General features: G+C 46.9%; 19 protein-coding genes and 1 riboswitch. Of the genes, 15 read left to right on the forward strand and 4 right to left on the reverse strand.

Translation table 11 applies throughout. From position 1 onward, the window contains the following. Nucleotides 1–41: 41 nt before the first annotated feature. From BLT35_RS08485 to fdhA, 8 genes are read left to right on the forward strand one after another with little or no spacing between them, the layout of a single operon-like run. Nucleotides 42–1,370: an aromatic ring-hydroxylating oxygenase subunit alpha gene (locus BLT35_RS08485; RefSeq protein ID WP_062409062.1), complete on the forward strand. Its 1,329-nt coding sequence runs from the start codon at nucleotides 42–44 to the stop codon at nucleotides 1,368–1,370. Between the two features lie 18 nt (nucleotides 1,371–1,388). Continuing rightward, the gene (locus tag BLT35_RS08490; protein ID WP_062409061.1) at nucleotides 1,389–1,886 is read left to right on the forward strand and encodes an aromatic-ring-hydroxylating dioxygenase subunit beta; all 498 of its coding nucleotides are present in this window, start codon (nucleotides 1,389–1,391) and stop codon (nucleotides 1,884–1,886) included. Between the two features lie 44 nt (nucleotides 1,887–1,930). Next, nucleotides 1,931–2,824, forward strand: coding sequence for a branched-chain amino acid ABC transporter permease (locus tag BLT35_RS08495; protein ID WP_062409060.1), 894 nt, complete (start codon nucleotides 1,931–1,933; stop codon nucleotides 2,822–2,824). 40 nt (nucleotides 2,825–2,864) lie between these two features. Further along, on the forward strand, nucleotides 2,865–3,860 hold the full coding sequence (locus BLT35_RS08500) for a branched-chain amino acid ABC transporter permease (RefSeq protein ID WP_062409059.1): 996 nt from the start codon (nucleotides 2,865–2,867) through the stop codon (nucleotides 3,858–3,860). Between the two features lie 5 nt (nucleotides 3,861–3,865). After that, complete coding sequence (locus tag BLT35_RS08505) at nucleotides 3,866–4,648, forward strand: ABC transporter ATP-binding protein (RefSeq protein ID WP_083351239.1); 783 nt, start codon at nucleotides 3,866–3,868, stop codon at nucleotides 4,646–4,648. After that, nucleotides 4,635–5,339, forward strand: a complete 705-nt coding sequence (locus BLT35_RS08510; RefSeq protein WP_054817887.1) for an ABC transporter ATP-binding protein — start codon at nucleotides 4,635–4,637, stop codon at nucleotides 5,337–5,339. Before BLT35_RS08505 ends, BLT35_RS08510 begins: the two co-directional genes overlap by 14 nt. 52 nt (nucleotides 5,340–5,391) lie before the next feature. Then, nucleotides 5,392–6,615 carry an ABC transporter substrate-binding protein gene (locus tag BLT35_RS08515; protein ID WP_235594344.1) on the forward strand — a complete coding sequence of 408 codons (1,224 nt, stop codon included), beginning with the start codon at nucleotides 5,392–5,394 and terminating at the stop codon, nucleotides 6,613–6,615. A 23-nt stretch (nucleotides 6,616–6,638) separates the two neighbouring features. Further along, nucleotides 6,639–7,856, forward strand: a complete 1,218-nt coding sequence (gene fdhA / locus BLT35_RS08520; RefSeq protein WP_054817940.1) for a formaldehyde dehydrogenase, glutathione-independent — start codon at nucleotides 6,639–6,641, stop codon at nucleotides 7,854–7,856. Nucleotides 7,857–7,961: 105 nt separating this feature from the next. On the opposite strand, the gene BLT35_RS08525 is transcribed toward fdhA, so the two are convergent. Continuing rightward, complete coding sequence (locus BLT35_RS08525) at nucleotides 7,962–8,756, reverse strand: IclR family transcriptional regulator (protein ID WP_062409055.1); 795 nt, start codon at nucleotides 8,754–8,756, stop codon at nucleotides 7,962–7,964. Between the two features lie 228 nt (nucleotides 8,757–8,984). Here BLT35_RS08525 and BLT35_RS08530 point away from each other — a divergent pair, with 228 nt between their 5' ends. Next, nucleotides 8,985–9,515, forward strand: coding sequence for a DUF4183 domain-containing protein (locus tag BLT35_RS08530; protein WP_083351240.1), 531 nt, complete (start codon nucleotides 8,985–8,987; stop codon nucleotides 9,513–9,515). 116 nt (nucleotides 9,516–9,631) lie between these two features. Further along, nucleotides 9,632–10,021, forward strand: coding sequence for a DUF4183 domain-containing protein (locus BLT35_RS08535; protein WP_054817893.1), 390 nt, complete (start codon nucleotides 9,632–9,634; stop codon nucleotides 10,019–10,021). Between the two features lie 145 nt (nucleotides 10,022–10,166). Here the strand turns inward: BLT35_RS08535 and BLT35_RS08540 are convergent, their stop codons facing one another. Further along, a complete protein-coding gene (locus tag BLT35_RS08540) occupies nucleotides 10,167–10,367 on the reverse strand; it encodes a hypothetical protein (protein WP_054817894.1) in 201 nt (66 codons plus the stop codon). Nucleotides 10,368–10,599: 232 nt separating this feature from the next. Next, nucleotides 10,600–10,682, forward strand: a riboswitch (cyclic di-GMP riboswitch). Nucleotides 10,683–10,855: 173 nt separating this feature from the next. Here BLT35_RS08540 and BLT35_RS08545 point away from each other — a divergent pair. After that, nucleotides 10,856–11,458 carry a sigma-70 family RNA polymerase sigma factor gene (locus BLT35_RS08545; protein WP_054817895.1) on the forward strand — a complete coding sequence of 201 codons (603 nt, stop codon included), beginning with the start codon at nucleotides 10,856–10,858 and terminating at the stop codon, nucleotides 11,456–11,458. Between the two features lie 99 nt (nucleotides 11,459–11,557). Here the strand turns inward: BLT35_RS08545 and BLT35_RS08550 are convergent, their stop codons facing one another. Together BLT35_RS08550 and BLT35_RS08555 are read right to left on the reverse strand one after the other, a co-directional pair. Further along, on the reverse strand, nucleotides 11,558–12,997 hold the full coding sequence (locus tag BLT35_RS08550) for a hypothetical protein (protein WP_139170785.1): 1,440 nt from the start codon (nucleotides 12,995–12,997) through the stop codon (nucleotides 11,558–11,560). A gap of 173 nt (nucleotides 12,998–13,170) precedes the next feature. Continuing rightward, on the reverse strand, nucleotides 13,171–13,866 hold the full coding sequence (locus tag BLT35_RS08555) for a GntR family transcriptional regulator (RefSeq protein WP_062409052.1): 696 nt from the start codon (nucleotides 13,864–13,866) through the stop codon (nucleotides 13,171–13,173). Nucleotides 13,867–14,274: 408 nt separating this feature from the next. Here BLT35_RS08555 and BLT35_RS08560 point away from each other — a divergent pair, with 408 nt between their 5' ends. From BLT35_RS08560 to BLT35_RS08575, 4 genes are all read left to right on the forward strand, one after another. Further along, nucleotides 14,275–15,582 carry an Nramp family divalent metal transporter gene (locus BLT35_RS08560; RefSeq protein ID WP_054817901.1) on the forward strand — a complete coding sequence of 436 codons (1,308 nt, stop codon included), beginning with the start codon at nucleotides 14,275–14,277 and terminating at the stop codon, nucleotides 15,580–15,582. A gap of 129 nt (nucleotides 15,583–15,711) precedes the next feature. Continuing rightward, nucleotides 15,712–16,800, forward strand: coding sequence for an amidohydrolase family protein (locus tag BLT35_RS08565; RefSeq protein WP_212741245.1), 1,089 nt, complete (start codon nucleotides 15,712–15,714; stop codon nucleotides 16,798–16,800). 38 nt (nucleotides 16,801–16,838) lie between these two features. Continuing rightward, a complete protein-coding gene (locus BLT35_RS08570; RefSeq protein WP_074727530.1) occupies nucleotides 16,839–17,972 on the forward strand; it encodes an amidohydrolase family protein in 1,134 nt (377 codons plus the stop codon). Beyond that, complete coding sequence (locus BLT35_RS08575; RefSeq protein WP_062409050.1) at nucleotides 17,962–18,417, forward strand: Rieske (2Fe-2S) protein; 456 nt, start codon at nucleotides 17,962–17,964, stop codon at nucleotides 18,415–18,417. The genes BLT35_RS08570 and BLT35_RS08575 overlap by 11 nt, the downstream gene beginning before the upstream one ends. Nucleotides 18,418–18,471: the final 54 nt, after the last annotated feature.

The raw sequence follows: 18,471 nt of genomic DNA on the forward strand, positions 1-18,471 counted from the left end.
TTACAAACTGAAATAAAAAATGGGCAAGGGGGATGGGAAGCATGAAAAAGCATCTGGATGAAGAGACAAGGAAAAGCATTGAGAACAGCCTGGAACGAGGATTGTTTCCCCAATGGGTATTGACCGATCCGGATATTTACAATATTGAAATGGAGCAGATCTTTTTACGTACCTGGCAGCTTTTGGGACATGAATCGGAAATCAGGGAACCAGGGCAATATGTCACTCGTTGGATAGTGAATGATCCGGTACTGTTGGTGCGAAACGGCGGCGGGGAAATTAAAGCGTTTTTGAATTCCTGTACACATCGGGGAGTTCACTTATGTACGGCCGATGCCGGTAAAAAGAAAAGCTTTACATGTCCGTACCATGGGTGGTCCTATAACCTTGACGGCGACCTGATCGGTATTGTTGCCGGGGATAAAATTTATGGAGAAGAAATGGATAAGAAAGACTGGGGACTCCGTCCCATTCCAAGAGTAGAGGTATATAAAGGCCTGATTTTTGCGAATCTGGACCCTCAGGCGATGCCTTTGGAGGAATTCCTTGGCGAATTTAGATGGTATTTGGATATCATGCTGGGACGGAGCGATGGAGGTATGGAGGTGCGGGGCGTGCCTCAGCGCTGGGTCGTTCATGCGAACTGGAAGATGGTATCGGAAAATTTTGTAGATCCCTATCATGTTCAAACCTCGCACCGGTCAACGGTTGAGCTTGGCATGAGTCCCGAAGATCCGTTATATGCAAGCTATGGTCATGGTGTAGCCTGTAACCACGGACACGGGATCTGCGTCATCACAAGCAGTCCCAAGTCCAAAGCCAGACCGGTTAAATATCAGGGGTTGCCGCAAGAAATGTGGCCTATGTTTGAACGGAATTTAACCAAAGAACAGCTGGAAGTGTTTGAAAAAGTAAAAGTGCTTGTAGGCACATGCTTTCCGAATATGTCGTTTAACTGTCCGCTTCACGGCAACGAAGGTCATTTATACAATTACTTTAACGTGCGTGTTTGGCGGCCGCTCGGACCCGATAAAGTGGAAGTCATTTCATGGTTCCTGATTGATCAAAGTGCGCCGGAACAATACAAGGAAGATGCTTATAAAGGATATATCGGCTCGTTTGGCCCTTCGGGAACGTTAGAGCAGGACGATACGGAAATATGGGCACGGGTGGTGCAGGCCAGCAAAGGCTTCATGGTTCGGGACAAATCGCTGAATTACAATAACTTCTCCAACTATTTAATGGGATATGACCATGTTGCTCCCGATGAAACCTTTCCAGGGCCGGGTGTGGCTTATTCAACCAACTATGTGGATTTTATGACCAGAGGGTATCATGACTACTGGTTTGAGATGTTGACCAAGGAATAGTCGGAGGAGATGAACAGGATGAACATGGAAACGTATTTTCGCGTGACTCATTTTTATACCCGCGAAGCATCTATACTGGACCGCAGGCTTTTTAATGAATGGCTGGATCTGCTTGCGGATGATATTGTATACCGGATGCCGGTTCGGATTACCCGTGAAGAGAGGGATGGGTCCAACATCGTGAATGACATGACTTTCTTTGAAGATACGAAGACTTCATTAAACCTGCGCGTAAAAAGGTTAAGCACAACGTCGGCATGGGCGGAAAATCCTGCGCCACGCACCCGGCATTTCGTATCCAATATTCTGGTTGAAAGCGAGTCGGATCAGGAACTAAGCGTTCGCAGTCACTTTTTATTGATGCGAAGCCGGGCGTCTGAAACCGAAATCGAACAACTATTTGGAGAACGAATGGATGTTCTGCGAAAGGCCGGAGATGGGTTTAAGATTTGTTCCCGAACGATTATTCCCGATCAAACGATACTCAATCTGAAAAATCTCAGCATGTTCTTATAATTCATCATTTATTTAGAGTAAGACGTGAAAGGGGGAAGATAGGGTTGGACGCACAGATGATGTTATTTCAACAAAGCTTTTGGAGCGGTATCACCATCGGATTTATTTATGCTCTTATCGCTCTCGGGTTCACGATCATTTTCAATGTCAGCAAGATTCTTAATATCGCCCAAGGAGAATTTACTATGATCGGCGCCTTGAGCTTGTACTCCTTTGTCACGACGTTAAACAGTCCGTATTGGGTAGGTCTATTGTTAACCGTCGTATTAGCTTCGGTGATTGGGTGGTTCATGGTCAAAATGGCCATTAACCCGTTAAAAAAGCCGGATATTCTTACGATGATTGTGGTTACCGTTGCGTTCGGGGAAATTCTCAAAGGTGCCGCGTTTCTGGTCTGGGGCAGCGATAACTTTGCGATACCGGCTTTGTTTAAAAGTGTATCCATCCCCGTATTTTCGGCGAATGTGGATTCGCAAACGATTCTGATCATTGCGGTGTCGCTGCTCATTTATTTTGGTTTCAGATGGGTGAATAAAAACACTTATTTTGGCAGGGCTTTGACGGCCATCTCGGGAGATCCGTATGCGGCCGGATTAATGGGGATTCATGTCAAACGAATGATCCTTGTCGTTTTTATTATCGGTTCCATTATGGGATCTGTGGCCGGAATTTTGGCAGGCCCGCTCATTACGATGAGTTATTATCAGGGATCGATGTTAGGAATAAAAGCGTTTATTGCCGCTCTTCTGGGAGGGTTGGGCAGCTATGGAGGGGCTATCATCGGCGGGTTAATCCTCGGACTATTCGAAGCCTATGCCGCCGGCTTTGTTTCTTCATTGTTAAAAGACGCGTTTTCGTTCATCGTCCTGCTTGTTTTACTCGTGTTTCTGCCAAGCGGTTTGGTATCCGTCAAGTCACTCTATAAAAAGAACGGCTGATTCTTAATGTGATGTTAACAAATCGACAGGAGGGGATAGAGTGACTAAAAAATGGGTTTCTTGGGATCTGGCATGTTTAGTGCTGTTTATCAGCATCGCTCCTTTTCTTTTAGGAGAATCGTATTTTTTTGAAACGGTCAATATTGCCGGGATTTATGCCATTGCGGTGATCGGCCTGAATTTAATTCTGGGCTATGCCGGACTCATTGCGCTTGGACATGCGGGTTTTTTTGGTTTAGGCGCTTATGTATCCGCATATCTGTCCATTCATTTGAATGTGCATCCGTTTTTATCGATTCTGCTGAGCTGTATCCTGATCGCGATGTTTACCTTTCTTATTGCGTTCCCGCTGTTAAGATTGTCCGGCTACTTTCTCGCATTGGGGACATTGGGGCTTGGGGTCGTACTCTTCACTTTAATCAACAGCGGTGGTGAAATCACGGGAGGACCCAACGGACTTGCCAATATTCCGGGCTTTTCTATTGGATCGTATCAATTTCATTCGTTCCACGATCATTTTTATCTGATCTGGATTACGGTGCTGATCATCTTCATTCTGACGAAAAATCTGGCGAATTCCCGTGAAGGAAGAGCGATGAAGGCCATCCATTCCGATGAGGGGGCTGCGGCTTCCTTTGGCGTCAATGTATTCCGATTTAAAATGAAAGTCTTTGTTCTGGGCTGTACCTTGGGCGCATTAGCCGGCGGATACTACGCTCATTATATGGTTTTTATTTCTCCGGACATTGTAAGTATGCATAATTCGATCAATATGTTGATCATGGGTTTTCTTGGCGGACTTGGTTCGTATCTCGGACCGATTACGGGGACTTTCGTTTTTCAAATTATTCCGCAGATCTCAGCCTTGATGGAGGACTACGAGATTTTGATCAAGGGGATTATTTTTCTGCTGGTTGTTCTTTTTCTTCCGGGAGGCGTTCAATCGGCGATCGATAAGGTATCGTTATCGTTAAAAGGAAGAAAGACGACCCCAAAGGAAAACAGGGTGTATCAAGAATCGATGGGGAAGGAGTGAACGATTTGGGTTTACTGCAAGTTGAGGGCATATCCAGGCATTTTGGTGATTTGAAGGCCGTTTCCAATGTGTCTTTTGAAGTGGAGGAAAAGCAAATTGTTTCGGTTATAGGACCGAACGGAGCCGGGAAATCGACGCTGCTTAATTTAATCACCCAAGTGCTTCCTCTCTCAAGCGGCAGAGTTATGTTCAAGGATACGGATCTGGCCAGTAGAAGGACTCATGAGCTTGTAGGTATGGGAATCGCGAGGACGTTCCAAAATATTCGGTTGTTTTCAATCCATAAAATGAATGTGTTGGAAAATGTCATGCTGGGTTTGCATCATCAATACGACCATGGTTTATTTTCTGCCGGTATCGGCTTGAGAAAAGCAAGAAGCAACGAGAAACAGATGGAAGAGAGAACTTTTGAAATCCTTGCTCTTCTTCGGATCGAACCCTTTGCCTATACACCGGTTACGGAGCTGCCGTTCGGTATTCAGCGTCTTGTCGAATTGGGGCGTGCGCTTGCAGCCAAACCCTCCCTGCTGATCCTGGATGAACCTGCAGCCGGGCTAAATGATATGGAAACCGAAGTGCTGTCAGATCTGATTCTGAACATTAAAAAGGAAGGTGTATCCATTCTTCTGGTTGAGCATCATATGGGTCTGGTGATGAATATTTCCGACAAGATCGTGGTATTAAATTACGGACAAAAATTGGTCGAAGGCAGCCCCGCAGACGTCCAAAACGACCCCAAAGTCATCGAGGCTTATTTAGGGAAGGAGAAAGCCCATGCTGGCGCTTAAAGACATTTATGCGAAATATGATCAGCTGAACGTATTGAAAGGAATCTCGATTCATGTTGAAAAAGGAGAGGTGGTTAGTATATTAGGCGCGAACGGAGCCGGGAAAACATCGGTTTTGAAAGCGATAACAGGAGGGATAACGGTTACGTCGGGAAAGGTGTATTTTGGGGAAAAGGACGTCACGTCTCTTCCTGCACATGCCGTAGTTAAAGAAGGCATATCCCATGTTCCGGAGAACCGCAGAGTATTTCGGGAGCTCAGTGTGGAGGACAATTTGATCATGGGCGGGTTTAAGTTTACCCGCTCAAAGAAAGAGATGGATGCCAGAATGGAATCGGTCTACGAGATGTTCCCCCGGCTGCGTGAAAGAAAAACACAGAAGGCCGGTACGATGAGCGGCGGGGAGCAGCAGATGGTTGCCATCGGCAGAGGCCTGATGATGTCGCCGAAGCTGATGATCCTGGACGAACCGTCCCAGGGCCTGGCTCCCAGGATCGTGGAGGAAATTTTTGAAGCGATTCAAAAGCTTGGCAAGGAAGGGCGAACCATTGTTTTAGTTGAACAAAACATATTTCAGGCACTGCAGATCTCAAACCGGGCGTATGTGATCAAGTCCGGGGAAATCATGATGGAAGGGGACGCTAAACAATTGCTGGCAAGGGAGGATATTAAGGAGGCCTATTTGCATTAATCTAAGGTTAAGCGAATACATAAAGTAAAAGGGGAGAGTAAAATTGAGAAAAGTGAGTTTGACCCTATCCGTTATGATGGTATTCGTTGTCGTCCTGCTTGCAGCTTGCGCGGGCAATCAGACGAGCAGTCCGGCTTCGGCTCCGAATAAATCCGGCGAAGCGGCAAAGACGGATGCGAAGAATCCGATTGTCTTGGGGTCCACGATGGCTATGACCGGAGGTGCGGGATTTCTCGGGTCAAGTATGAAAGAGGTTTTTGACATGGTGGCCAAACAGGTGAATGCGGAAGGGGGAATTAACGGCCGCGAGTTGAAGCTGATTTATTACGATGATGAGAATAATCCGGAGAAAGCGGTACAGAATGCACAAAAGCTGATTAAAAAGGACGGCGCCAAGATTATTTTGGGGCCAAGCACAGCTCAAACCTCCGGCGCTATCCAGTCCGTTGCCGATAAGAATAAAGTCATTATGTTTTCTTTATCCCCCACGTATACGGCTCCCGGGAACAGTTTTGGCTTCGTCACTTCTTTAAAGCAAGATGCGTTTCATGAAATTCCGCATGAATGGTATAAACAGAAGGGAATCAAAAAGGTGGGTTTGATCGCAACGACAGATACGAGCGGCAACATTTCGGCAAAGATTATCGAGGCCATGAACAAGAAAGACGGCATTGAGTATGTCATTGAAAGAATGGGGCTGCAGGATATCGATGTGACTCCGCAGTTGACCCGCTTAAAGAGCGCGGGCATTGAGGCGCTTGAAATTGTTGGCCCGGGTGCGCCACCGGCTATTGCCATCAAGAATGCAGGGCAAATCGGTCTCGATATTCCGCTGATCCTTAATGCTAGCCAGGTTTCCTACGCGTTTGCCAACTCGATCAAAGATTATATTCCGGAGCAGCTGTATTTCGCAGGTACTGCCCCTATCGCATGGAAAGGACTTAGCGAGCAAAATCCGCTGAAGCCGTTAATGGTCAAATTTGCGGATGACTTTAAGAAGGAATACAACAAGGAGATTGACCACGTGACGGCGATTGGCTACGATTCGATACTTACCGTTATTGAAGCGATAAAGAAAGCCGGCAGCGATGATCCGGAAGCGGTCAAACATGCGCTGGAAACTCAATTCAATAACTTTATCGTCACGACTGCGGTTGTAAACTATACCCCTGAGGATCATCAAGGTACAACCAACGATGGCGCCGTTATGCTGAAGCTGGATCCGGATTTAAGCTGGCATGTGGAATGGGAACCTAAATTCTGGGAGAAAAAATAAGAGGGTAAAGGAGAATGGGAATCATGGCTGACAATCGTGCGGTAGTCTATGTAGAACCCGGGAAAGTAGAGGTTCGGGATATCCGTTATCCGGAATTGATATTGCGGGATGGACCCGGAGTGAATCCGCTGAATGTGGGCAGAAAATGCGATCATGGGGTTATATTGAAAGTCGTCACGACGAACATTTGCGGTAGTGACCAACATATGGTCAGAGGCCGAACCACGGCTCCAAGCGGTCTTGTTTTAGGTCATGAAATTACGGGAGAAGTCATCGAAGTAGGGCGTGACGTTGAGTTTATTAAAAAAGGCGATCTCGTTTCCGTTCCGTTCAATATCGCGTGCGGCCGCTGCCGCAGTTGTAAAGAACGCAATACCAACGTTTGTGAAAACGTGAATCCGGACCGGCCGGGCTCCGCATATGGCTATGTGGATATGGGCGGCTGGGTCGGAGGACAGTCGGAATATGTAATGGTGCCTTATGCCGATTTTCAGCTTTTAAAATTCCCGGATAAAGACCAGGCGATGGAAAAAATTCTCGATCTGACGATGCTGTCCGATATTTTTCCAACCGGTTACCACGGTGCCGTAAGCGCGGGCGTGAAGCCCGGTTCTACAGTCTATGTAGCAGGTGCCGGTCCTGTGGGTTTGGCAGCGGCTCATTCGGCTCAATTGCTGGGTGCGGCTGTCGTCATTGTCGGCGATTTGAACGGCGAACGATTAGCGCAAGCCCGAAGCTTTGGATGTGAAACGGTTAATCTGAAAGAGCATCCCAATGTAGGGGAACAAATCGAACAAATCTTGGGTGTTCCCGAAGTGGATTGCGCCATTGACTGCGTAGGCTTTGAAGCGCATGGCCATGGTCACGCACACGGTGAAGCACCGGCTACCGTATTGAATTCCATTATGGAAGTAACCCGTGCAGGAGGCCGACTTGGCATTCCGGGTCTTTATGTAACCGGTGATCCGGGGGCCGTAGACGAGGATGCGAAGATCGGAACGTTAAAGATCCGCTTCGGATTGGGGTGGGCTAAAGCTCATACGTTTGTAACGGGCCAAACTCCGGTGATGCAGTATCATAGAGAATTGATGATGTCGATTTTGAACGGTAGAGCACAGATTGCAAAGGCGGTAAACGCCACTTTGATTTCGCTGGATCAAGCACCTCAAGCTTACTCGGAATTTGATAAAGGGGCTTCCAAGAAATTTGTCATCGATCCGCACGGGTCGATTAAGCATTAAACCTTGCGGCGCTGCGGGATTTGCCGTGTATGCCAAGAATATACACGCGAACCCGCAGGGCCGTTTTGTTTTTTGACTTCCCTACAGGACATGCGAATCATAGGTTTAAAGCCGGACCCCGCCGAATGCTTCTTTAAAGCCCATTTTTAAGGATATTTGACTTGCGGCCTCCTTGACCATTAATTTTGCCGGCTCCAGCCGGTCGCCATCCAACTGCACGGCAGGTCCAAGAATTGCTAAAGCCGCAATCAGCTTGCCTTCCGCATCATATATAGGCGCACCGATGGCAATGCCGCCTTCATACGTTTCTTCCATATCCGCATAGACTCGTTCCTCTTTGATTTTTTTGAACCGGACGCGAAGCACGTCCAGATCGGTGACGGTCTTGGAGGTCATTCGTACAAGGGGATGCTTTTGCAATAAACGCTCAAGCTCATCTTCCGTCAAATGGGCCATAATGACTTGTCCCAAAACTCCAAAATTAATAGGGCGGCGCAGTCCGATGTAAGAGGAATATTTAAAACCAACCGGGTTTTCCCGTAAAAAAACATAAACAAACGTTTCCTGCTCGATGACCGCCATAATCACCGTTTGTTTGGTATTAGTCTGGAGGTTAATAAGTATTTCCTCCGCCTCTTGCCTGACGTCAAGGAGAGTGGTAAGCGTACCGGCATATTCTAACAATTTTAATCCCAACCGGTAATTTTGGTTCTTTTGATCGTATTGAATAAGCCCCCGAAGCTCCAGCGTATACAATATTCGATAAGCGGTTGTTTTCGGCAATTTGGTCTTGGCTACGATCTCATCGATTGTTAGAACGGGGTGCTCTACAGAAAACACATTTAATAAATCAATAGCCCGATCGATGGCCCGAACGGAATTTACGTTGACATCACGCATGATAAGATAGTCCTCCCCATCGTTATAACAAATATTGAATCCATTATATGAATTATACAATCCATTTTATTTTTATACAACTATAAGCTATGCCGTTGCCTGTACCATTGGTCCATTTTTTACTTATAAGGCCATCGTGGTCAAGAACCCATCCTTTCCGTAACATTTTCACATAAAATAAAGCAAAATACTTTCGAACTGCTTTAAGGGAGGAGGGAGGAGCGTTTATTGGACTATACCGACAAACGACAATTTAAAAAACATGGTAAACGTAGAAGTGCGGTTGTTTGTGTGCCGGAAAGGAAAAAAAGGATAAGGCGAAACCAAAAGGTTCCTTGCCGGAAAAGAAAAAGGAAGTGCAAGAAAAAGATCATCGTAACAAAAATCGTGTATAAACAGGGTCCGCCCGGACAGCAGGGGCCACCTGGACAGCAAGGTCCTCCGGGGGACGCTTCCATTCGTATCATACCTGATGTAAGGAGATACTTTTTCGTAGCGGATACAGACATCGATCTTTCCAATACCCAAATGATTCCCGCCAATCGATTTATTAACGATGATGGGGAACCAGTAAACGAATTCGTAGAGCTGGGCGATGAGGGTTATTATAATTTATATGTGAATGCCGTATTACAAGAAGGAAAGATATATAACGTAAACCCCAATGCTTTAACGATATATTCCAATGAAGAAGTGATTTACGCAAGTACTTTAATCATTTTAGAAGCGGTAGGCTTCTCGATCAAACGGATTCACTAAAGGGTGATTTAAACGATGATCCACATGCCTGCGCCCGATTTTTAATAAATGGGTCATTAATCTAAGAAATTTATGATAAGTAGAAATATAATAATCATAGAATGGGAGGTGAGGAAATGGCACTGAGAATTTTGAAAATTTTTGCTTCGGCGACTACGACAACAACGACGGAAACAGTACCTACGGTGGAGCGGTTTTTTTATGAAGTCGCGGCACAGGTAACAGCCGGAAATACATTGACGATTGCTGTAGGAGATTTTGAGACCGATGCTGGTGTAGCTGCTACCTCGCTGCCGGCACTCGCTACGAACAATAGTTACGTCAATGTGTTTGTCAATGGTATTTTAGTAATGAACAACCTGGTGACGTATACGGATGGCGCGGCAGGACAGCTTGAGATTGAAGTACCGGTAGGATCCGAACCTATTGAGGCGACTACTCCCGTAGTATTGGAAGTGGTCAATTTCGCCCCTTCATCTACCTCCACTACAACGGTTATAACCTAATTCCCGATCGCTTATATGAACGGAAGATCAACAATAATTTTATAGCACTCCGCGGAGTGTTTTTTTTTTGCTGACTAAGCTGACATTTTTCTGCTAAAAAATAAACCGACACGAGCTGCGAACAGCCTTTGCCGGTTTATTAAAACTAGCCGGATTGATTTTGTCTTGTGCGGCCGCCGTTGATATATCCTCTTGCGATGCGTGAGGCCCGAAAGGTAGAAACGACAACCAGAGTCTCCTCCCGGGTCATGCTCCGGCCTTCATAAGAAAAGTCGGATAAATCGGCGATTTGCTCGTCCGTATATTTGTCGAATAAGTCAATTAACAATTCAATGTGTTGATCCATGTCATGGTTCTCCCCGGGTTGTTTTAATTACGATTATATTACATAAGGCAATGAGATCCGTCAACTTGTCTTATTTAATTGTTGCCGGACAAATGACGGATAAGAAATTTGTATAATTTTTAAAAAGATAATTTGTTTTTATTGACAATTATTTTGATAACATGTTACTTTGGACATGGTATTAATTCCCTATCCGGTTTTTATTCGGGAAAAATGTTTTCATATATATTGACATTGATAAAGGCATACTTATCGAAAGATAAGGACGCAAAGCCACGGGTCTAAGGCATAAGCTATGACAGCCGGGTTGCCAATGGGTAGCACAGGACCCTTTGGGGTCCTTTTTTATCCATTTCCGACATTCAAGACCAAAAGGACGACCTCGTAAGCGCTAGAGAAAATCTCTCTTCTCTCCGGCGGTTCGTCCAATGATCATGATATCCGGTTGCAAATAAAATCAACAAAAGAACAGGAGGATGACTTCAATTATGGATGAATTCACGGATGCCGAGTTGGCCGCTTGTGTAATTCAAGGCGACCAGAGCGCATTCAACTCTCTGCTAAGTCGTTATCTTCCGATGATTTATTATTGCAGCAAGAAGTATTATGCTCCAGGTCTCATGCGGGGAGATATGAATCAAGCCGGATGTATCGGGTTATTTATCGCTTGTAAAAGGTATAACCCCGCCAAAGGAATGGCGTTTTCAGGTTTCGCGAAGATGCATATCAAGCATTATATCATCAACGCCGTAAAAGCAGCCTTAAGAAAAAAACAGCAGATTTTAAATCAAAGCGTGTCGTTAGATGAAACTCCTTTCTGCGATCAAGAAAGGACCAGCCGTTATGAACTCATCCCCCATTTCACGCCATCGGCGGAAGAAATATTTATGAATAAGGCAAGGAATAATGAGTTGTTCGACTTGATAAAAACGCATTTAACGCATTTGGAGAGGGCAGCGGTTTTGGGTTTGCTGGATGGTTTGGTCTATAAAGAAATAGCTGACTTGCATGGCGTGGGTAATAAATCTATCGATAATGCGTTGAAAAGGGCTAAAGGGAAATTGAGAAGCGCTCTTTATAACAATGCATAGTTTTGCAGGAGCAGTGCTTTGGCGGACAGGGCACAGGACATAAGACAAGCCCAAGGGAGCAGGAACTCCTTTGGGCATTTACCGTTGGAGGTCGGGCGTTTAAATAACCAGCAGAACCAGTGCCAAAAAGAGAAAAAAACCTAAGGTGTATAGAAGGTTCCATGCTGCGATTCGAAATGTGCCTTGTCGGATAATAACGGAAAACATATTCAGCGTTCCGCTAAAAGGGCCGATGGAAAACGTCATAACGGCGCCCCCTACCAAAGCAATGGCCAAGTGCTCGGCCGAAATTCCCAACGCCAGGGGATTCATCGCTTCCGCCAAAAGGGTGATCGCTGTGATGGGATGCATTCCCATGAAGCCGAACCCGAGTGTGATCAAAGGGACGATGAGCAAAAAGAGGCTGGAACCAACTGCGTGATTGAATTGCAGCATAGATTCGATAACGTAATGATTGTATCCGGAATATTGGAGCGCTTGAACAAAAAAACCGGTGCTGAGGAAAATCGCAAACTGATCCGCCATACCGGGCATTTTATTGATGACGTAAGAACGGGCTTCCCCCAAAAAAGCGGTTCCCTGCTTTAGAGCCAACGCCCAAAGGAAAGCACAGGGAAAGGCCAAAATCGATGTGGTCACTACGAGCCCCAGAGACCATAGGCCGGTTAGTCCCACGTTAACGGAAATGAGCAGAAGAATGACAAGCACGATCTGCCATATTTTGGCGATGGGCTTTTGAATGAACGGTTGATGTACAGCTTTTTCAGACTCTTGAGCCGAAGCCATTTCGGATAGGGTCTGATGGTGTTCGTCCGATGGAATTTCCGGCCGACGGCTTCCTGAACGCCTTTCAATTAACCAAAAAATCAACCAGTTAAGGAATAACCCCAAAAGGCCAATGATAAACAGCTTGTAGAAGACACTGGACCAGGGAACCTTCGTCGTTTCCAAAGCGATGGCAACCCCGCCGGAGAATGGGGACCAGGCGACGGATACCGCATAACCGTTAAGGATGGCCAAGCACATGAATTTGTCGGTATGTTTCAATCCGATCTTTTCTACTGCGCCTTTAATACTGTAATACATGATCGGAATCGTGGCCAAATTCAAAATGCTGCTGAGCAAAAACGAAATGGAACTAATGGTACGGTGTAATGAAGTGACGCTTCGCGTTTTTTTGGATAAGATCTCTTCAATGGACTGGTCGTAACGGCCTAATTTCAACGGAATGGCGAGAAACGGGAGCATGGCGAACAAAGAAAGCAAGTAGAGCATATCGCCATAAATGTATAGATAATTATAAGGATCGATCCCTTTTTGCATCACAAGCCAAGTCCCCGTCACCAAAAACAATAGTGCAAAAATTTTGGTGGTTAAACTGGAAGCAGGGATCGATAACAGAATCGCAATGATGGACAAAATGGAAATCATCGGGGCCAGCTGATGAAAGTCCCCGATCTTATATACCAAAAAGATGATAACAGCCAAGGTGAAGACGATAGAACGAGCGATCTGACTATAGCGTGATATGGTTCCCACCTCTACCGATAATGAAATTACTTGTCAGAAGCCGATAGAACGAATTGCTCGCTTGATAGGATGTAAAATAATTAATTCTCAGTATACACAAAGATGTGTATACTTGTATACAATAAAATACAAATTGTTTTCCGTTATCGTTTTTCATCAGCCGGTTCGACAGAGATCCATGTTTATTTTTGGGTAAATACGCTAACCAAATTTTCCTTGGAGATGGCTAAATGCTTTTTTAAGACCGTTACGGCTTGTTCCGTATTCCCTTGCTTGATGAGCGAAACGATTTCTTTGTGCTCGTCTTCACGCTCGACAGCCCACTCTAAAGTCAGATAATACACGCGAAAACGGGAAATCGTATCGTGAAGGGAATCAATGAACTGCTGAACCCGTTGGTTTTCAAGGGCAGAGATGATCGAGAGATGAAAATAGGTGTTCATTTCTCCCCGCTTTTGCAGATTCCCTTGCATGCGGTATTCTTCCCCACGCTCGATCGCTTCTTCCATTTGCCGGATCACGGGATGACTGGATGTAATTCTTCGTAGAGCTTCCGCTTCGACGATGGAGCGAATCTCATACACTTCATGGATATCCTGGAGCGTAGGCATCGTGACAACAACTTTTCTTCCAGGCAAAAACGTGACCAGGTTTTCCGTCTCCAGAATCCGGATCGCTTCACGGACAGGCGTGCGGCTGACGGAAAGTTTATCGGCGATCTGGTTTTCGCTCAACAGCTGTCCCGGTTTTAACGTACCGTCCAGGATGGCCGTTTTGAGTTTTTGATATACCGCCTCACGAAGAGGGATGTAAGATGAGGAATAATCCAAAGGCTCGAGAGTAAAATCGGATGTGATGAGAGTTAAATGGCTATCCATAGTCATTACCTCTTCCTAATCAAATTGTGTTAATATTTTACACCATGAAATACTATTGCACAACTTGCCTATGATCTCACAATCATTGTTGACAGCACAGAAAGGGAAAGTTATATTCATGTATACAAGTATACTATTGTGTTGGGAGGTGCATATATATAGATCAAACCATATAAGCATTCATTTGGGAGCTTTAAATTTTCAGCAGGATTGTTTGCGTTTTGAAAAGACTAGAGAAAGGAGAAAACCTGAGTTTTGAAGTGAAAGCGGTTACAGAATTGGGTCTAATGAACTTGAATTTTAAGGCTGATCCAACAGGTAACAAAAAAATGTAAACGCTTACTGACAATAATTTGTATGGCACAGTATCATGGGAAATACCAATAACTGGTTAAAGGGGCATAGCGTATGGCAAAACCTGTGGAAAAATTGGAGCTTCAGCCGAAGGGCGGAGGCTTTTTGGAAACGTTGAGAAGCATGGGGCCCGGATTAGTCGTTGCATTCGCTTGGCTTGGAACAGGGGATTTGGTAGACTCGTCCGTATCCGGCGCCAACTACGGATATGACTTGATGTGGGTGCTTTGCCTTGCGTTATTCTGCCGCTATTTCTTTGTTAATGCACTCGCTAAGTATCAATTGTGTAATCGTCATGGAGACGAAACGATCTTTCACGGTTTTTACCGCGTGTGGAAAGGGTTTCCGATTGTATTGGGCGTCTCGGCTTATATCATGGGTTTCGTTTACGTATCTTATATGATTCGTGGAGCGGGTGTAGCTTTACATCACTTGTTCGGCCAGGCGGGTAACAGTTTTCTTTGGTCTCTTGTCGGAGTGGGTCTGGCCATTTATGTGACAACCCGGAAGCGTCAATTGAAAGCGCTTGAATTTATAGCGCGCACTGCTTGCATTGTTATTATTCTTTCTTTTATTTACGCCATATGGAACACCGGCATTAATGCGGAAGCCTTTATCGAAGGTCTGAGCTTCGGGATACCGGCCAATAATGATGCGTTTGGCGCATTGCTTATCGCCGTTTCGATTATCGGGGCTGTCGGAGGCTCCGCTGCAAACCTGCTGTATCCCTATTTGATGAACGACAAAGGGTGGAAAGGACCTCGGCAGCGTAAACTGCAAATCATGGATCTCCTTACCGGTATCGTTGCAATCATCGTGATTAATTTGGCTATCTGGATTGTAGCTGCCGAAACCATGTACGGTCAAGGGCAAGTCATTCATAACGAAGTCGACCTGGCTGCAATGATGGCACAAGCGGTGGGGCCCATTGGACCGGTTCTGTTGTGGATCACCGTGTTTCTCGTCTGCTTCACCTCTTATCCCACGTTTTCTGTCGGATTCACTAAGCTGTTAATGCATGGCGTACATCTCTCGACCAAACGGGGAGAGAAATATGAAAAACCCGAACAGGATCCCCGGTTTAAATGGTTTTCGATTGGGGGACTTCTTCTTGTGCCGCTTATTTTCTCCATGCCTTTTGCTCCCAATTTAGTCACTCTAACGATCGTAGGCAACAGCTTGGCTGTCATTACCGCGCCGATCATTATTTTGGGAATTATTTTTATGACCTCCCGTAAAAGCATGATGTTACCGGATTATGTGAATAAATGGTGGGAAAATCTCATTCTTGGTATTGTTGGATGTATCGGCTTATGGGCAACTTACAGTTTGTTGATCGTGTTAATCGATAAGTTGGGTTAATGCAGAAACCGTTTGATCCGCATACAAAACAGAAAGAAAAACCGCATTTGATTGTATACAAGTATACAATAAATCATATATACTGAATGTAGTAAGATGATGATTCTCAAAAGCAAAGGAGCGTATACGATGGATGAACTTATGATGCGGGAACATCCTACCCATTTCATCCAAACGGGGGTCATTGATTGTGACGTTCACCATGCGGTCCCTTCGATACAAGCCCTTTTCCCGTACTTAACGGACCGCTGGCGCGATTATATCGTGGAGCATGGAATCAAAGGCTTGGAGCCCAATTATTATCCGAAGGGGGCAGCCCTTTCGGCCAGACCGGGCTCAGAGCTGTCCTCCGGCCACCCGCCGGGCTCGGATCTGGATACCTTGCGCCGCCAGGTGCTGGATCCGTGGAATGTACAGTATGCCATTCTTAATTGTCTTTACGGGGTTCAGATGATCCACAATGAGGATTGGGCGCAAGCCATGGCGTCGGCGGTTAACGATTGGCAGCTTGCCGAATGGCTCGATAAAGAGCCGCGGCTGCGCGCCTCGATGGTCGTCGCCAGCCAAAATCCGGAACAGGCGGCGGAGGAAATTCACCGGTTGGGCCGGCACCCCGGTTTTGTCCAGGTGCTTTTGCTCGTCCGCTCCGAGATGCTTTACGGCAAAAAGCATTTTTGGCCGATTTACGAGGCGGCCCAGCAGTATGGGCTGCCGGTTGGGATTCATGCCGGCGGGATGACCGGTTACCCGACGATGCCGGTCGGTTGGCCTTCGTATTACCTTGAGGATTATGTCAGCCATGCGCAAGCCTTCCAGTCGCAGATCGTCAGTCTGATCACCGAAGGCGTGTTTCAACGGTTCCCCGCACTTCGGGTCGTGCTGTTAGAAAGCGGTTTCACATGGCTGCCGGCGTTGATGTGGCGGCTCGACAAGAACTGGAAGGGCCTGCGCCGGGAGGTGCCGTGGGTGGACCGCCTCCCTTCGGAGATGATCCGGGAACATTTCCGTCTGACGATCCAGCCGCTTGATGAAGCGCCGGTGCCCGAGCACCTGCTGCAAACCATGGCCCAACTGCGATCCGATGACATGCTGCTGTTTTCCACCGATTATCCGCACTGGCACTTCGATACGAAGGAAGAGGCGCTTCCGGCCAAGCTTCCGCCGGGACTGGCGAAGAAGATTTTGACGGAAAACGCCCGTGCGGTGTACCGTTTCTGATCCTGTCAAGTGAGTATGAACCGTAAGGAGGAAGAAGCATGACGATGTTCAATTCCTTGGTGAAAGAGCCCAAACGCAAAACCGGGGCCCGTTTCATCGACTGCGATATTCATAATGAGGTTCCCTCCAATGAAGTGCTGAAGCAATATCTTCCTCTGCGTTGGAGAAATTATATGGACATGGTCGGCCTGCGGAGCTACCACGGGTTCACCAACAATATCCCTTATCCCAAGGGCAATCCGGGCGGAACGCGGACGGACTCCTGGCCTCCTAACGGTCAGATCCCCGGCTCCGACCTCAACTTCATGCGGGAGCAGCTGCTTGATCCCTTGAATTTGGAGTGCGGCATTCTCAACTGCCTGTACCGGGTCGGGGAGCAGCTTAACGACGAATACGGCGCTGCGCTGGCCCGTGCGGTCAACGACTGGCAGATTGCCGAATGGCTCGATAAGGAGCCGCGGCTGCGCGCTTCCATTGTCATCCCGTACGAGAATGCCGAACTATCGGTGGAAGAAATCAACCGGGTCGCCGGCCATCCCGGTTTTGTCCAGGTTCTGATTATGCCGCGTACCCGGGAGCCGATGGGCCGGCGGAAATATTGGAAAATTTATGAAGTCGCGGAAAGCCACGGTCTGCCGATCGCCGTTCATTTTGGCGGATTAGGCGGTAACGCAACGACCTCCTCCGGGTTTCCTTCGTACTACATCGAGGACCATACCAATATGGCGCAGGCATTTCAATGCCAGGTGATCAGCATGGTATGCGAAGGGGTTTTTGAACGCTTCCCGAACCTGCGGACGGTGATGCTGGAAGGGGGATTCGCCTGGGTGCCTTCGCTGATGTGGAGGCTGGATAAGCATTGGAAGCGTCTGCGCGAGGAAGTGCCTTTCCTAACGCGTAAGCCGTCTGAATATATCCGCGGACATATGCGTTTTACGACGCAGCCGATGGAGGAGCCGCCGGTGTCCGAATATCTGCTTCAGGTCATCAGGCATTTGGGCTCGGACGAGATGCTGATGTTTGCGACAGACTATCCCCACTGGGATTATGATGCGCCGGATCTGACGTTCCCGCCCAAATTCCCGGAGGCGTTAAAGCAAAAGATTTTTTATGATAACGCCCGCTCGTTCTACCGACTTTCCGATAAGGAGGACCGTGACGATGCAAACTAAAGTACAAAAATATGTAGTTGCAACGGTAGATGAAATTCCTCCCGGAAAACGAAAAATCGTGAATGCAGGAGGGCGCTCGATCGGTGTTTTCAATGTGAACGGCGAATTTTTCGCTCTGCGCAACCGCTGTCCGCATGGGGGCGCACCGCTTTGTGAAGGGGTTTTGAGTGGATTTGTTCAATCACGGGACCGGGGTAACTACAGCTATTCCCGAAAAGGAGAAATACTCCGCTGCCCCTGGCACCAATGGGAGTTCGACGTCAAAACCGGCCAATCCTGGTTCGATCCGGTAAAAACCCGGGTTCGCACGTACGAGGCCAAGGTAGAGGCGGGATGTTCGCTGGCGGAGCATGCCGGAACGGAAATGCGGGAAGGGCCATATATAGCGGAGACGTTCCCGGTTTCTTTGGAAAAAGATTATATCGTTATTGAAATCGAGTCTTAAATGATAAAGGAAACAACGGGGGGATATAACCGGTTGTTTCCTTCGTTTATGAAA

The sequence above is a fragment of the Paenibacillus naphthalenovorans genome (assembly GCF_900099895.1).
Classification (GTDB): domain Bacteria; phylum Bacillota; class Bacilli; order Paenibacillales; family NBRC-103111; genus Paenibacillus_G; species Paenibacillus_G naphthalenovorans.

Bases quoted from the DNA above. Each gene is read 5' to 3' on its own strand.
- BLT35_RS08525 (WP_062409055.1), bottom strand. From the start codon at position 8,756: ATGCGTGATGTCAACGTAAATTCCGTTCGGGCCATCGATCGGGCTATT.
- BLT35_RS08485 (WP_062409062.1), top strand. From the start codon at position 42: ATGAAAAAGCATCTGGATGAAGAGACAAGGAAAAGCATTGAGAACAGC.
- BLT35_RS08560 (WP_054817901.1), top strand. From the start codon at position 14,275: ATGGCAAAACCTGTGGAAAAATTGGAGCTTCAGCCGAAGGGCGGAGGC.
- BLT35_RS08540 (WP_054817894.1), bottom strand. From the start codon at position 10,367: ATGGATCAACACATTGAATTGTTAATTGACTTATTCGACAAATATACG.
- BLT35_RS08535 (WP_054817893.1), top strand. From the start codon at position 9,632: ATGGCACTGAGAATTTTGAAAATTTTTGCTTCGGCGACTACGACAACA.
- BLT35_RS08565 (WP_212741245.1), top strand. From the start codon at position 15,712: ATGGATGAACTTATGATGCGGGAACATCCTACCCATTTCATCCAAACG.
- BLT35_RS08490 (WP_062409061.1), top strand. From the start codon at position 1,389: ATGAACATGGAAACGTATTTTCGCGTGACTCATTTTTATACCCGCGAA.
- BLT35_RS08575 (WP_062409050.1), top strand. From the start codon at position 17,962: ATGCAAACTAAAGTACAAAAATATGTAGTTGCAACGGTAGATGAAATT.
- BLT35_RS08570 (WP_074727530.1), top strand. From the start codon at position 16,839: ATGACGATGTTCAATTCCTTGGTGAAAGAGCCCAAACGCAAAACCGGG.
- fdhA (WP_054817940.1), top strand. From the start codon at position 6,639: ATGGCTGACAATCGTGCGGTAGTCTATGTAGAACCCGGGAAAGTAGAG.
- BLT35_RS08555 (WP_062409052.1), bottom strand. From the start codon at position 13,866: ATGGATAGCCATTTAACTCTCATCACATCCGATTTTACTCTCGAGCCT.
- BLT35_RS08510 (WP_054817887.1), top strand. From the start codon at position 4,635: ATGCTGGCGCTTAAAGACATTTATGCGAAATATGATCAGCTGAACGTA.
- BLT35_RS08545 (WP_054817895.1), top strand. From the start codon at position 10,856: ATGGATGAATTCACGGATGCCGAGTTGGCCGCTTGTGTAATTCAAGGC.